Genomic DNA, 13340 nt, shown 5'->3' with positions numbered 1-13340 from the left:
CGCCCGTCGGGCTGAACCGGACGGCGGTGCGCCCGGGGCACGATGACGCCATGCGCTTGCTGCTCCTGCCCTTGCGGCAGATCTACCGGGGGATGGTCTGGCTGGCGAACTCGCCGCGAACGCTGGTGCTGTCGTACCTGATGCTGATCTTCGTCTGCGCCGTGCTCTTCACGTTCTTCGAGGACAAGTCCTTCGGCGATGCCCTGTGGTGGGCCGTCGTGACCGCATCCACGGTCGGTTACGGCGACATCTCGCCGGGTTCCGTGCCGGGACGGATGATGGCGGCGCTGCTCATCTCCGTCATGGTGCTCATCGTCGTGCCGCTGATCACCGCGCACTTCGCCAGCAAGCTCATCGTCGACACGGACGCGTTCAAGCACGACGAGCAGGAGGAGCTGAAGAACAACCTGCGCCGCGTCCGCCAGCTCCTGGAGGAGCTGGCGGAACGCGAGGGCGTCAGCGTGCCGGACAGCGCAGGCCCTTCTGCGGCACCTTCAGATTGATCAGGTACTGGTCGACGGCGGTGACGATGCAGGGGGTGCTCGGGTAGGCGGTGTGGCCCTCGCCCTCCCAGGTCAGGACCTGCCCGGTGCCGAGCATGCCGGCCAGCTCCGCCGTGTTCTCGTACGGCGTCGCGGGGTCGCCCGTCGTGCCCACCACCACGATCGGCGGGGCGCCGTCGGCGGCACCGGCCGGGTACGGGTCCTTCTTGCCCGGCCAGAACGTGCACGGCATCATGCCCATCGCCAGCGCGGCGCCGAACAGCGGGTACTTGGCTCGCCACTGGCCCTGCAGCTCGCGGATGCGCTCGACCGACGGGGCCTCGTCGGTGTCCGCGCAGTTCACCGCCAGGTTGGCGTCGAACAGGTTGGAGTAGGTGCCGTCGGGCCTGCGGTCGGCGTACCGGTCCGCGAGGTCGAAGATGCCCTCGGCGTCACCCTCCTGGAGCTTGTCGACGGCCTTGGCGAGCTGCTGCCACCCGGCCTCGGTGTAGAGCGACGAGATGACCGCCACGAAGATCCACCCGGCGGTGGCCTGCCGGCCGTCGTCGCCCTGGACGGGGGAGACCTCGGCCTTGGCCAGCGCATCGGTCACCGCCTTGCGCGCGTCCGGGGCGATCGGGCACGTGGCCGGGGTGGCCTTGCACCAGGTCGTGAAGTTGGTGAAGGCCCGCTCGAAGCCCTTCGCCTGCGCCTCGGAGCCCGCGACGAAGTCCTGCTTCGGGTCGACCGCGCCGTCGAGCACCAGGGCGCGGATCTTGTCCGGGTACAGCTGCGCGTACGTGGCTCCGAGGAGGGTGCCGTACGAGAAGCCCAGGTACGTGGTTTTGGCGTCGCCGACGGCCGTGCGCAGCGCGTCCAGGTCCTTGGCGGCCTGCTCGGTGCTGAAGGTGCCGAGCTGGTCGCCGTACTTCTGTCCGCAGCCCTCCGCGACCCGCTTGTTGAGCGCGACGATCTGCTGGAAGTCGGCGTCGGACCTCGGGTCCGGCGACGCACTGAAGGTCGCGTCCTGGTCGGCGTCGCTGATGCACTTGACCGGGCTGGACCGCCCGACGCCGCGCGGGTCGAAGCCGACGAGGTCGAACTTGTCGGTGACCTCGGCGGGCAGGCCGCCGAACGCCGGCCCGAAGGAGAGGGAGACGGCGAAGTCGATGCCCGAGCCGCCGGGTCCGCCCGGGTTGATCAGCAGCGAACCGATCCGGCTCTGCTGGGTCCGCGAGCGGATGCGGATCATCGCCACTTCGTAGGTCTCACCGCTCCGCGGCGCGTTCCAGTCGCGGGGCACCGCCACCGAGGCGCAGTCGTACGTCATGCCGTCCGCGCCCCTGCCGATCAGCTTCTGCGGCACCTCCGGACACGGCGTCCACCGGGCCTGCGTGCCGGGGATCGCGGGCGGCGCCTTGCTGCCGGGAGTGGTCGTGGGCGCGGCGCCGTTGGAGTCCTCGGGGGCGAAGACCGGCAGCGTGCAGCCGGCCGTCGCGACGACCGCGGCGGTCAGGGCGGCCAGGACCAGGCGAGGGATACGCGGCACGGTGCGCGGCCTTTCTTCCAGCGGCGGGTTCCCGCACGAGGCTACGCTGTGCCCCCTTCAGAAAGGTTCAGCGGCTCGTGAGCACGTCCGCCAGGTTGAACCGCACCGGGCGTTCCAGCTGCTCGTACGTGCACGAACGCGGATCGCGGTCGGGCCGCCACCGCTCGAACTGGGCGGTGTGCCGGAACCGGACGCCCTCCATGTAGTCGTAGCGCACCTCGACCACGCGCTCCGGGCGCAGCGGCACGAACGACAGGTCCTTGCCGTTGTTCCAGCGGCTGACCTCGTTCTTGCGGGGCGTGCGTTCGCCGGACTCGTGCGCCGCCCAGTTCCACGGGTGGCCCTCGAACGTGGTCACCAGGTGCTGCAGCTCGACGAAGAGCTCCTCGCGGACGGCCATCGGGAACGAGCCGATGACGCCGACCGAGGCCAGCACGTCCCGCTCGTCGTAGAGGCCCAGCAGCAGCGAGCCGATCCGGTTGTCCCCGGACTTGTGCAGGCGGTACCCGGCGACGACGCAGTCCGCCGTACGCTTGTGCTTGATCTTGGTCATGACCCGCTTGTCCGGCTCGTAGCCCAGATCCTTGCCCTTGGCGATGAGCCCGTCGAGCCCGGCGCCCTCGAACTCGGCGAACCAGCGCCGCGCGGTCTCCAGGTCGTCGGTGGCCGGCGTGACGTAGACCGGCGGCTTCGCGGCGGCCAGGCACTCGACCAGCCGGGCCCGCCGCTCCGCGAACGGCCGCGTGGTCAGGTCCTCGTCGCCGAGCGCCAGCAGGTCGAACGCGACGAACCCGGCCGGCGTCTGCTCCGAGAGCAGCTTGACCCGGCTGGCAGCGGGGTGGATGCGCTGCTGCAGAGCCTCGAAGTCGAGGGTGTTGCGCTCGGTGTCGGCCACGATGACCTCGCCGTCGATGACCGCCCGCTCCGGGAAGTTCGCGAGGACGGCCTCGACGACCTCCGGGAAATAGCGCGTCATCGGCTTCTCGTTGCGGCTGCCGATCTCCACCTCATCGCCGTCGCGGAAGATGATCGAGCGGAAGCCGTCCCACTTGGGCTCGTAGAGCTGCCCCGGCGGGATCTCGCTGACCGGCTTCGCGAGCATCGGCTTCACCGGCGGGTTGATCGGCAGGTCCATGCCGCCAGTCTCCCTGTTCACGGCAGAAAAGAAAGCATCCGGTGCTGTTCGGCGGCGCCGGCGCGGGGTATCGCTGTGGCATGAGCTCTCGTGTGGTGGTCCTGACCGGTGCGTCGAGCGGTATCGGCAGGGCGGCCGCGCTGGCGTTCGCGGCCCGCGGCGACATGCTCGTCCTGGCCGCGCGCGGCCTCGCCGACCTGGAGAAGGTCGCGGTGGACTGCGACGGCGACGTGCTGGTCGTGCCGGCCGACGTGAGCGTACGGACCGACGTCGAGAAGCTGGCCCAGGCCGCGGTCGAGCGCTTCGGCCGCATCGATGTCTGGGCGGACACCGCGGCGGTGATGGCGTACGGGCGCTTCGAGGACCTCCCGCCGCACGTCTTCGACCAGGTGATCACCACCGACCTGCTGGGGCCGGCCAACGTGGCGCGGGCGGCGCTGCGCGTGTTCCGGTCGCAGGGGCACGGCACCCTCATCCTGTGCAGCTCGCTGGTCGGGCACATCACGGCGCCGAACATGGCCGCGTACTCGACGGCCAAATGGGGTCTGCGAGCCCTCACCCGGACACTGCGGCAGGAGACCCGCGACGCCCCGGACATCCACGTCTGCGAGCTGATCCCGGGCAGCGTGGACACGCCGATCTACACGAGCGCCGCCAACTACGCCGGCTTCGTCGGCCGCCCGCCGCCCCCGGTGGACAGCGCCGACCGGATGGGCGCCGCCATCGTCCGGCTCGCCGACCGGCCCCGGCCCGGACTGTCGGTCGGGGCGACCAACCGCTTCATCGAGCTCGGCTTCAGCAGCATGCCGCCGGTCTACGACGCCCTGGTCGGCCCGCTCATGAGCCGGCTCGGCCTGTCCCGCTCGCAGCCCGCGCCGCCCGACGACGGCAACGTCTTCACCAGCCGGCCCCGCACCGAGGGCGGCCGGGGTCGCCTGGGCCGGACAGCGGTGGGCGCGATGGCCGCCGGAGCGCTCGCCCTCAGCGCCACCGCCGCCGTGGCTCTGCGGCGCGGACTGCGTCGCCGGGTCTTCACCCGGCGCTAGTGGACGAGGAGGGCGACGAGGCGGTCCAGCTCGGCGTCCGGGTTCTCCGCCAGTCCCATGTGCACCGGGCCGGCGCGCAGGATGGTGCTGCGCGGAGCCACCATCCAGCGGAAGCGCTCGCCCTGTTTCATCTCGCGGGCCGCGCCGCCGTCCAAGCCGCCCGCGCAGGTGATCTCCCAGGATTTGAGGGCGGCGCGGATGCTGTCCAGGTCCGCGTTCGGGTCGAGGGCGAGCAGGCGCTGCTCGTGCAGGTGGGTACGGGCGCAGAGGAAGTCGAGCCGCTGGCTGTAGAGGACCACCCCGACGTTGATCAGCTCGCCGCGTTCGACCCGGGGGACGGCCTGGATGACGGCGTACTCGTAAGGGGTTCTCATGCCGGAACCCACGCTTCCGGGCGGGCCGCGCGGGTCAGCAGGTGGTCACGGTAGGCCGCGCGGGCCTGGTCGGCGGTGTCGAAGTCGAACTCGGCCAGCCACTCGTCGGGGACCAGGGTCAGGACCTCGTCGAGGAGCTCGGCGGTGAGCTGCGGCAGGAGGTCGGCGGCTGCGGCGGTGAGGCTTGTCGCGTACGGCTTCAGGACGTGGTCGTCCCACTTGTACGGCCGGTTGGTCACGGCGGCGGCGCGGGGCCAGTTGTGGTGGAAGTACAAAGTGGCGCCGTGGTCGATGAGCCACAGGTCGCCGTGCCAGATGAGGAGGTTGGGGTTGCGCCAGCTGCGGTCGACGTTCTCGACGAACGCGTCGAAGACGAGGACGCGGGAGGCCAGGTCCGCCTCGACCGGGTGGGCGACCGGGTCGTAGCCGAGCGCGCCCGGCAGGTAGTCCATGCCGAGGTTGGCGCCGGCGCTGGCCTTGATCAGCTCCTGGACCTCCTCGTCGGGCTCGGCCCGGGCGACGACCGGGTCGAGCGCCGTGACGACGAGCTCGGGCACGGGGAGGCCGAGACGCCGGGCCAGCTCGCCGGAGATCACCTCGGCGACCAGCGCCTTGGGGCCCTGACCCGCGCCGCGGAACTTCACCACGTACGTGCCGAGGTTGTCGGCCTCGACGATGCCGGGCAGGGAGCCGCCCTCGCGCAGCGGGGTGACGTATCGGACGGCGGTTACCTCGGGCAGCACGCGCCTACCTTATGACCCGTCGGGTCCTCGGCGGCGCAGGTCCTCGACGCGGGTCATGGCGTCGCGCAGCTCGGTGAGCCATTCGTCGGTGTGCTCGCCGACCAGGCGGACGCACCAGGCGAGCGCCTCGGAGCGGCTGCGGGCCACGCCGGCGTCGACGAGGGTGTCGAGCACCTGCCGTTCGGGCTGGCGCAGGCGGGTCATCACCGGTGCGGACAGGTGGGTGAAGAGCTCCTGGGTGTCGCCGCAGCGCACGCCCCAGCTGACCTTGCGTTGGTAGCGGTGCTCGACCTGGCGGGCGACCTTGATGCGGTCGTCGCGGGTGTCCTCGCGGAACTGGTGGATCCGCCCGGCCTGGGCGGCGCTGCGGTCGGCGTCGGTGGCGTCGGCGCCCAGCTCGGGGGTGGGGACGCGGCCCCAGATGATGATCTCGTCGCGGTCGACGACGACGTGCGGCGGTTCGGTGAACCACCCGTCGGGGGCGGCGCCGGTGATCCAGGCGGCGGCGTCGTCGGCGGGTGGGGGCTCGGTCCGGCTTCCGGCCGGTGGTCGCATACGCATGATTACATGCTTACACCGTTGCAGCGCTTGCGACCAGGGTCAGAGGACGAAGGCATCGGTCCAGAGCTGACGCGTACGCCCGGAAAGCGCCTCCATGAGCGCCACCGCCTGGCTGTCCGTCAGCGCGGCGACGAAGTCGATCACCGCTCGCCCCCGCGCCCGCGCCAGCCGGTCCGGGGTGCCCTCCTGCAGCTCCAGCTCCGCCAGCTCGACCAGGTCACCGAGCCGCCGCGGCAGCCGCTCGGCCTCGTCCGGGTCCGCGAGCCAGGCCAGCAGCGCCTCGACCAGAGAGCTCAGCAGCCGGGCCTGGCCCCGCTGGTGCAGCGCCAGATCGGGGCGGGCCAGCACGAACCTGTTCTGCACGAACTTGAGGACCTGCACCTCGTGCCACTGCGCCGGCGCCAGGAGCACGTGCCCCGACCGGACCGCCGGGGTCTCGGTCACCTCGATCGACTCCACGAGCCGCCTGGTCCAGGTCGCCGAGAACGCGGCCACCTGCGCCTCCGCCTCCAGGGAGCCGTCGAACGGGACGCTGAGCAGGCCGTCGACCAGCTCCGCACGGACCTGGTCGACCGCCGCGTCGAACGCGTCGTCGTCGGCGACCCAGCCGTCCTTGCGGTGCAGCTGCCGGCGCAGCGCCTCGATCGAGCTGCCCGGGCGGCGCGCGACCAGGTCGGCGTCGGGGACCTCGCTGAAGTCCGTACGCTGCCAGGCCATCAGCTCCGCGGCCACCGCGCCCTGCTGCAGGACGCCGACCCGGTGCACGTCCTCCAGATCGTGGATCGCGTACGCGATGTCGTCGGCCGTGTCCATCACCGAGGCCTCCGGCGTCTGCTGCCAGTCGGCGACCCGCCCGGCGAACGGCTCGCGCGCCTGCAGCATGTCCTCGACCTCGGTGGAGTACGCGCCGAACTTCAGCGAGCCGCCGTCCGGGTCGTCCGGGGGAGCGGCGGCACCCCGCGGCGGCGGGTCGAGGAAGCGCGGGTGCGGCGACGGATGGGAGCGCCGCGTCCACGGGTACTTCAGGATCGCGGCGCGGGTGGCGGCCGTCAGGTTCAGGCCGAGCGTCGCCTGGCCGCGGATCTCCGTGCTGGTGACGATCCGGTACGACTGGGCGTTGCCCTCGAAGCCGTCCCGCAGCCGCAGCCGCTGCCGGGCCAGGTTGTCGAGCACGCGCTCGCCGAGATGCCCGAACGGCGGGTGCCCGAGATCGTGCGCGAGCGCCGCCGCCTCGACCACGTCCGGATCGCAGCCGCCGAGCTTCTCCAGCGTGTCGGCGTACCCGCGCAGCAGCCGCTCGGCGATCGCCCGGCCGACCGAGGCGACCTTGAGGCTGTGGGTCAGCCGGTTGTGCACGAGCAGGCCGCCGCCACCCGGGCTGATCACCTGGGTGACGCCGGCGAGCCGGGCGAAGAACGGCGAGCTGACGATGCGGTCCCGGTCCACGCGGAACGGGCTGGCCGCCAGGTCGCCGGGGGCGACGAGGCCGTCGCCGAAAAGGCGCCGGGCGCGGAGATCCTCCATGCGCCCGACGCTATTACATCGGTGGTGCCGGTCCGTCAGCGTCCCTGCAGCGCGTCGAGCGCCACGGACATGGCCGCGACCAGGCGCCGGTCGAGGTTCGGGTCGTGGATGGTCACCACGTACCGGTCCCGCAGGCCCCACTTCTTGACCACGGAGAACGCCGGGCGGCCGTTCAGCTGGAACTCGAAGTCGTACGGCAGCCAGGAGAGCGAGTCCACGAACCGGCGCAGGATCGCCACGACCATGTTCGCCTCGCGGCCGACCATCTCGCCGTATCCGGGCTGCTCCAGGTGCCACGTCGAGCGCAGCAACGACTCCTTCCAGTTCTTGCGGAAGAGGCCGATGGGGGTGCCCGCCGCGTCGGTCACGTCGTACGTGGCGCCGAAATCGATCACCTGGCGGGCCTTGAAGCCGAGCACCGGGGTCGACTTGGTGTCGTCGGTGTAGAGCGTCACCTGCTCCTTGAACGCCATCCGCTTCTGCTGGGCGAAGGCGAGGATGCCCGCTTCCGACCCGTCCGGGGCGGCCGCGTGGATTTCGTACTGATTGACCATGAGACGGACGCGCTGACGCACGATGAGCTGCTGCTGGGCTTGAAGAGTGTCGACTGTCACGGCGGCAGTGTGACATAGGCGCACTTCCTGAGGAGATCCACAGCACGTTGTGGCGGCGGGCGGGCACGGCCGGTCAGACTTGGCAGTCGGGACGGAACTGACACGGAGGAACCCGCATGGCGAAGCAGGCAGAAGGCCGCCGAGGGCGTAGAGCAGGATGGATCGCCCTGGCGCTGGGCGCGGCCGCGGTATGGGCCGCCCGCGACATCCCGCTGCAGATGGGCTCCCGCAGGATCGGCGCCCGGGCGGACGGTGAGCGCGGTGCCCGCTACGCCCGCTCCCCGCAGTTCTCCGACGGCAAGTTCCGCAACACGGTGCCGGCGAGCGAGGTGGCGGTCGCCTCGATGCCGCGCCTGCTCGCCGCGTCCCTGAGCGGCCGCGAACGCCGGCATCCCGCCGGCCCCATCCCGCTGGTCACGCCGGAGACCGGCGGCGACGGCCTCTATGTCACCTGGTACGGGCACTCCTCCGCGCTGATCGAGATCGAGGGCCGGCGGGTGCTGGTCGACCCGGTGTGGAGCGACCGCTGCTCCCCGTCGCGCCTGCAGGGCCCGAAACGCCTGCACGAGCCGCCCGTGGCGCTGCGCTCGCTGCCGCCGCTCGACGCGGTGCTGATCTCCCACGACCACTACGACCACCTCGACATGGAGACGATCCGCAACCTGGTCGACCTGCAGGCGGCGCCGTTCCTCGTGCCGCTGGGCATCGGGGCGCACCTCGAGCGCTGGGGTGTGCCGGCGACCCGCATCGTCGAGCTCGACTGGGACGAGCGCACCACGATCGCGGGCATCGAGTTCATCGCGACACCGGCCCGGCACTTCTCCGGCCGCGGCCTGTCCCGCGACGAGACGCTGTGGGCGTCCTGGGTGATCGCCGGGCCGCAGCGCAAGGCCTTCTACTCCGGCGACACCGGTTACTTCCCGGGCTTCGCCGAGATCGGTGAGCAGCACGGGCCCTTCGACGTGACGCTCGTGCAGATCGGTGCGTACGGCGAAGCGTGGCCGGACATCCACATGGTCCCCGAGGACGGCGTGGCCACCCACGTCGACGTCAAGGGCGGCCTGATGATCCCGGTGCACTGGGCGACGTTCAACCTGGCCCTGCACGACTGGGCCGAGCCGGCCGACCGGGCCTGGCGGGAGGCGAAGGCGCGGGACGTCCGGCTGGCGGTGCCGCGCCCCGGGGAACGGGTCGACGTGGACAACCCGCCGCCGGTCGACGGCTGGTGGCAGCAGCTCTGATCCCGGCCGCTCTTCGGCTCCGCTGCTTGACTCCGCGATCAAAGATGGTCGAACTATCGCGGATCAGCGGCGGGAGGCCGACCCTTGACCGGGACGCGGAGACGGGTGACCCAGCAGGACATCGCGCGGATGACCGGCGTCAGCCAGGCCACGGTGTCTCTGGTGCTGAACGGACGCGCCGACGGCGACGTACGGATCGCCCCCGAGACCCGGGAGCGGGTGCTGCAGGCCCTCCGGCGCACCGGGTACGTCGCCCGGCACAACCGGATCCTGGGCGTCTTCGCGGAGGAGCTCGGCGACCTCTACCACCCCTACCTGGCCGGCATCGAGGAGCGCGCCGAGCAGGTGGGCTGCGACCTGCTGCTGCTCACCGGCGCGCCGGTGGTCGACGGGCGGCGCCGGATCTTCCACCAGGACAACCGGCTGCGCCTCACCGACGGCTGCATCCTGCTGGGCCGGTCGCTCGAGCCGGGAGAGCTGGCGCGCCTCACGGCCGAGGGACATCCCTTCGTCAGCGTCGGCCGGCGCGACGACGCCCGCGGCCCGTTGCCGTACGTCGGTGCCGACCATCGCCGCGCCACGGCCGCCCGGGTACGCGATGCCGTCGCTCTCGGGCACCGGCGGCTGGTCTACGTGGACTCCTCGCGAGGGAGGGGTGGTCCTGTGCTCGGCGAGGGTATCGGGTCCGTGTCGCACGCCGATCGGCTTGAGGGCTTCGCCGCCGCCGGCGTCGGGCCCGAGTCGCACGCCGATCGGCTTGAGGGCTTCGCCGCCGCGGCCGCCGAGGCGGGGGTGGACGGGCGGCAGCTGACGATCGCCGGATCGAGCCCGGCCGACGTGCTCGACGCCTTGCACGCCGATGGGCGGACATGCGTCTTCGTGGAGGCGTTCACCGACGGTGTCTCGCTCGCGCGGGTCGCGGCCGAGCGTGGTCTGCGCGTACCGGAGGACCTGTCGTTCGTCGCCCTGGGCGACCCGGTTCGGCTTGCCGCGACCGACCTCGACTTCACGGGTTATCGGATTCCGCGGCGGGAGATGGGTCGGCAGGCGGTGGAGGTGCTCGCCGGGATGCTGACCGGGGCGGACGGCCCGACGCAGCGGATCCTCGAGTGTCCGCCGGTGACCGGGGCGACGCTTGCGGCTGCCTGACCGACCTCGGCACCCTCATCCGATCGTGTTGCGGAGGAGTCACCCCTGGCGTTGTCCATTCTGGACGTCGGCTCAGGGTTGAGCGCCGCCCGGCGTCGTTGCCGGGCGGCGACTTCGCGGGTGCTCGGTGGCCGGAGCTCGCCCGGCGTCGTTGCCGGGCGGTGGCTCCGCCGGTGTGGTGAGCGGCTTTGTTCCCGGGCGGTGGCTCCGCCGGTGTGGTGAGCGGCTTTGTTCCCGGGCGGTGGCTCCGCCGGTGTGGTGAGCGGCTTTGTTCCCGGGCGGTGACTCCGCCGGTGTGGTGAGCGGCTTTGTTGTCGGGTGGCGGCTCCGCCGGTGGTCAGCGGCCGGCGTTGAATGCCGCGGCTACCAGGGTGGCCAGCAGGAACAGTGCGCCCAGGAGCAGCGGCCGGGTGTGGCCCCAGGCGATCTTCCGCTTTGCGGGGACGTCGCGCTTCGCTGCGCGCAGGTCCCGCCAAGCCGCGTGGGCCCGCCCGGCCCGGTAGCCGATCACGATCACGGTGGCGGCGGTCATCACCGTAGCGACGCTCACTTCGTGGAACGACATGCGAACCCCCTGGAGACGACGGATCCCCAGTGTGGGGGCGCCGACCCGCCCGTTTCCAGCGGATTGAGAGCGTTAAAACCCCATAAAAGGCGATTCAGGGTACGGACCGCAGTGTCAGCTATCCGATCGTTGCCGTGGCACACAGACCTTGACAGCGGCGGGCGCGACCTCCACCCGGATCTTCTTCACCGCATCGCGCGCGCCGCCGTCCAGCTCGTACGTCAACGGCTCCCGCAGCTTCACGTCGATCCGCCGAGCCCGAGTCATGTGCACGAACGGCGAATCCTCGGAGCGTCCCACCGCCATCCGTCCCATCGTCCGCGCCCACTGCGCGGCACCGCGGGCCGTGGCGACGCCCACATCCAGCCACCCGTCGTCCGGCTTGGCGTCGTCGAACGCCGTGATGCCCCCGGTGATCGTCCCGACGTTGCCGACCAGTACGCACGTCGCGTCGTCCTTGAACCAGTCGGTGCCGTCCACCTTGATCTTCGCCTTGGGTGCCGGATCGTTGAGGTGCCGCAGCCCGGTCCAGACGTACGACAGCTTCCCCATCCGATCCTTCAGCTTCCCGTCCGCGTCGTGGATCATCGCCCCGTCGAACCCGATCCCCGCCATGACGGCGAAATGCTCCCCGTTGAGCACACCGAGATCCAACTTCCGCCGCTCTCCCTGGAAAGCGGTCCGCACGGCACCTTCGAGGTCGTCCGGCACCCCGAGGTTGGTGGCGAGCAGATTGGCGGTCCCGGCCGGAATGATCCCGACGGGCACCTTCGCGCCGCCCTTGACACCCGCGATGGCGTCCAGCGTCCGCTGCACCATCCCGTCCCCGCCCCACACGATCAGCAGGTCGGGCTTCTTCTCGAGGGCACGCCGGACCTGCTTCGGGGCCTTCTTGCTCTTCGGCACCTCGTACCAGAGCAGATCCTCGACGCCCTCGTCCGAGATCCGCCGGCGCAGCTCGTCGAGCCCGCCGCCGAGAGTCTTGCGCTGGTGGGCGACCACAGCGACTTTCCGGGGAGTCCGCATGCCGCAGCCGATACCCGAACCCGCGATTTCCTACGCATCACCCTCGGCGAGCCGCTTGAAGGTCAACAGCTGCCGCCGGGCCATGACGAGATCGCCGACCGCCAGCCCGGGCACGGTCCACCGAGGCGCCCGCATGACCACCTTGAGCAGCAGCCGCGTGGCGTCCGGCCGGCTGTGATCGCCTCCGCCCGCCGCCGCCGGGTCCGGGCGTTCGGGCACCAGCACGTACGACATGAAGCCGCCCATGATCGCGCCGGTCAGCTGCTTCCCCGGGTCGACCGACACGATCCGGCCCATCGGCCGCCCGCCGGAAGCGGTGAACGCATCCCCGACCCGGGGCTCGGGAAGGTCCATCAGCCGTCGAGGCGAGCGGCGCCCCCGGTTGTCGACCCAGTCATACGAGTACGGCGCCAGCCGCACCTGAGCGACCCACGGCCACACCGCCGCGGCGGGCGCCTCGACCCGCACTCCCCGCCACGCTCGCAGGGTGGGCGAGACGACGAGCTCGTCGCAGGGATAGGGGCGGGACACGTCGTCGTCGGTCACGCCCCAGCGATCACCGATCATGCCTCCATCTTCGGCCACCGGCTCCCTCGGCGGCGCGCCGGCGGCCGAGCGGGGCCACCGCGGCAACCCCCACCGCGCCGCGGTGCCGGGCCGCAATCCGTCCCCCGGAAGATACGCGCCTCGCGCATGCGGTGTCCGGCGGCGGCGCGGTGGCGGTCCGCGTTCGGTGCTTCTACGAGACGCTCTCGCGCATGCGTTGTTCGGCGGCGGCGCTGCGGATCACCATGAGGCGCAGCTCCAGCTCGTCGGAGACCATGGAGGCGAGGTGTTCCAGGGCCTTCAGCTGGCGGGCTGTCGCCTCCCGGGGGCGGTTGTCGATCACGTTGACCGTGCCGAGGCGGTAGCCGTCGTGGGTGCGGATGGGCGCGGCCGCGTAGAAGCGCAAGCCCAGTTCCCCCCGGACCAGCGGGTGCTCCAGGGTACGAGGGTCCACCGCGGCATTGTTGATCACATATACGTCGTCCTGGGCGATGACCGAGGCACACAGACCCGGTTCCGTGCCCACCTGGCGGACACCGGTCAGCCCCTGGCAGGCGGCGAGCCATACGCGGTCCTGCTCCACCAGGGAGACGGTGGCGATCGGGGTGTCGAAGATCGCGCCGGCCACGAAGGCGATGCGGTCGTACGCGTCCTCGACCGGCTGGTCCACCAGGCGGTACCGGCGTACGGCGTCGAGCCGGCGTTGTTCGTCAGGGCTGACGTTGTCCAGGTATTCGTAGGCGCCGCCCGACACCGGGCTACTGTTCGTCACGGGTATCCCCTCA

At 71.5% G+C, this 13340-nt stretch carries 15 protein-coding genes; 4 read left to right on the top strand and 11 right to left on the bottom strand.

Annotated features, from left to right (window positions below; all coding sequences use genetic code 11):
- The first annotated feature begins 50 nt into the window (after positions 1–50).
- A complete protein-coding gene (locus AB0J80_RS06760; protein ID WP_364701148.1) occupies positions 51–503 on the top strand; it encodes a potassium channel family protein in 453 nt (150 codons plus the stop codon).
- Here the strand turns inward: AB0J80_RS06760 and AB0J80_RS06755 are convergent.
- A complete protein-coding gene (locus AB0J80_RS06755; RefSeq protein WP_364701146.1) occupies positions 457–2031 on the bottom strand; it encodes an alpha/beta hydrolase in 1575 nt (524 codons plus the stop codon). The genes AB0J80_RS06760 and AB0J80_RS06755 overlap by 47 nt on opposite strands.
- 67 nt (positions 2032–2098) lie before the next feature.
- Entirely contained in the window at positions 2099–3166 is a 1068-nt protein-coding gene (locus AB0J80_RS06750) for an ATP-dependent DNA ligase (RefSeq protein ID WP_364701144.1), read from the bottom strand.
- 80 nt (positions 3167–3246) lie between these two features.
- Here AB0J80_RS06750 and AB0J80_RS06745 point away from each other — a divergent pair, with 80 nt between their 5' ends.
- The gene (locus tag AB0J80_RS06745) at positions 3247–4212 is read left to right on the top strand and encodes an SDR family NAD(P)-dependent oxidoreductase (protein ID WP_364701142.1); all 966 of its coding nucleotides are present in this window, start codon (positions 3247–3249) and stop codon (positions 4210–4212) included.
- Here AB0J80_RS06745 and AB0J80_RS06740 read toward each other — a convergent pair.
- The 5 genes from AB0J80_RS06740 to AB0J80_RS06720 are packed head-to-tail and all read right to left on the bottom strand — an operon-like array spanning position 4209 to position 8028.
- Entirely contained in the window at positions 4209–4586 is a 378-nt protein-coding gene (locus AB0J80_RS06740; protein WP_364701140.1) for a DUF3037 domain-containing protein, read from the bottom strand. The two genes, AB0J80_RS06745 and AB0J80_RS06740, sit on opposite strands and share 4 nt — an antisense overlap.
- Positions 4583–5329 carry a HipA family kinase gene (locus AB0J80_RS06735; RefSeq protein WP_364701138.1) on the bottom strand — a complete coding sequence of 249 codons (747 nt, stop codon included), beginning with the start codon at positions 5327–5329 and terminating at the stop codon, positions 4583–4585. The genes AB0J80_RS06740 and AB0J80_RS06735 overlap by 4 nt, the downstream gene beginning before the upstream one ends.
- Before the next feature lie 9 nt (positions 5330–5338).
- Positions 5339–5890 carry a hypothetical protein gene (locus tag AB0J80_RS06730; RefSeq protein WP_364701136.1) on the bottom strand — a complete coding sequence of 184 codons (552 nt, stop codon included), beginning with the start codon at positions 5888–5890 and terminating at the stop codon, positions 5339–5341.
- Positions 5891–5929: 39 nt separating this feature from the next.
- Entirely contained in the window at positions 5930–7414 is a 1485-nt protein-coding gene (dgt, locus tag AB0J80_RS06725) for a dGTP triphosphohydrolase (RefSeq protein WP_364701134.1), read from the bottom strand.
- 35 nt (positions 7415–7449) lie between these two features.
- A complete protein-coding gene (locus AB0J80_RS06720; protein ID WP_364701132.1) occupies positions 7450–8028 on the bottom strand; it encodes a hypothetical protein in 579 nt (192 codons plus the stop codon).
- A 116-nt stretch (positions 8029–8144) separates the two neighbouring features.
- Between AB0J80_RS06720 and AB0J80_RS06715 the strand changes: the two genes are divergently transcribed.
- Positions 8145–9269, top strand: a complete 1125-nt coding sequence (locus AB0J80_RS06715) for an MBL fold metallo-hydrolase (protein WP_364701130.1) — start codon at positions 8145–8147, stop codon at positions 9267–9269.
- Positions 9270–9374: 105 nt separating this feature from the next.
- Entirely contained in the window at positions 9375–10418 is a 1044-nt protein-coding gene (locus tag AB0J80_RS06710; protein ID WP_364701128.1) for a LacI family DNA-binding transcriptional regulator, read from the top strand.
- 337 nt (positions 10419–10755) lie between these two features.
- Here the strand turns inward: AB0J80_RS06710 and AB0J80_RS06705 are convergent, their stop codons facing one another.
- The 4 genes from AB0J80_RS06705 to AB0J80_RS06690 all read right to left on the bottom strand — a co-directional run bounded on the left by AB0J80_RS06705 (position 10756) and on the right by AB0J80_RS06690 (position 13327).
- Complete coding sequence (locus tag AB0J80_RS06705; RefSeq protein WP_364701126.1) at positions 10756–10983, bottom strand: hypothetical protein; 228 nt, start codon at positions 10981–10983, stop codon at positions 10756–10758.
- Positions 10984–11097: 114 nt separating this feature from the next.
- Complete coding sequence (locus AB0J80_RS06700; RefSeq protein WP_364701124.1) at positions 11098–12009, bottom strand: YegS/Rv2252/BmrU family lipid kinase; 912 nt, start codon at positions 12007–12009, stop codon at positions 11098–11100.
- A gap of 30 nt (positions 12010–12039) precedes the next feature.
- Complete coding sequence (locus AB0J80_RS06695; protein ID WP_364701122.1) at positions 12040–12576, bottom strand: polyketide cyclase; 537 nt, start codon at positions 12574–12576, stop codon at positions 12040–12042.
- 172 nt (positions 12577–12748) lie between these two features.
- Complete coding sequence (locus AB0J80_RS06690; RefSeq protein WP_364701120.1) at positions 12749–13327, bottom strand: GAF domain-containing protein; 579 nt, start codon at positions 13325–13327, stop codon at positions 12749–12751.
- Positions 13328–13340: the final 13 nt, after the last annotated feature.

The organism is Actinoplanes sp. NPDC049548, from assembly GCF_040676695.1.
Classification (GTDB): Bacteria; Actinomycetota; Actinomycetes; order Mycobacteriales; family Micromonosporaceae; genus Actinoplanes.
The sequence above is the reverse complement of the archived record's forward strand: the minus strand, read 5'-3'. Positions and strand labels throughout refer to the sequence as shown.

Excerpts from the sequence above, each read along its gene's own strand:
- AB0J80_RS06760 (WP_364701148.1), top strand. The coding sequence starts at position 51 with ATGCGCTTGCTGCTCCTGCCCTTGCGGCAGATCTACCGGGGGATGGTC.
- AB0J80_RS06750 (WP_364701144.1), bottom strand. The coding sequence starts at position 3,166 with ATGGACCTGCCGATCAACCCGCCGGTGAAGCCGATGCTCGCGAAGCCG.
- AB0J80_RS06745 (WP_364701142.1), top strand. The coding sequence starts at position 3,247 with ATGAGCTCTCGTGTGGTGGTCCTGACCGGTGCGTCGAGCGGTATCGGC.
- AB0J80_RS06740 (WP_364701140.1), bottom strand. The coding sequence starts at position 4,586 with ATGAGAACCCCTTACGAGTACGCCGTCATCCAGGCCGTCCCCCGGGTC.
- AB0J80_RS06730 (WP_364701136.1), bottom strand. The coding sequence starts at position 5,890 with ATGCGTATGCGACCACCGGCCGGAAGCCGGACCGAGCCCCCACCCGCC.
- dgt (WP_364701134.1), bottom strand. The coding sequence starts at position 7,414 with ATGGAGGATCTCCGCGCCCGGCGCCTTTTCGGCGACGGCCTCGTCGCC.
- AB0J80_RS06715 (WP_364701130.1), top strand. The coding sequence starts at position 8,145 with ATGGCGAAGCAGGCAGAAGGCCGCCGAGGGCGTAGAGCAGGATGGATC.
- AB0J80_RS06705 (WP_364701126.1), bottom strand. The coding sequence starts at position 10,983 with ATGTCGTTCCACGAAGTGAGCGTCGCTACGGTGATGACCGCCGCCACC.
- AB0J80_RS06700 (WP_364701124.1), bottom strand. The coding sequence starts at position 12,009 with ATGCGGACTCCCCGGAAAGTCGCTGTGGTCGCCCACCAGCGCAAGACT.
- AB0J80_RS06695 (WP_364701122.1), bottom strand. The coding sequence starts at position 12,576 with ATGATCGGTGATCGCTGGGGCGTGACCGACGACGACGTGTCCCGCCCC.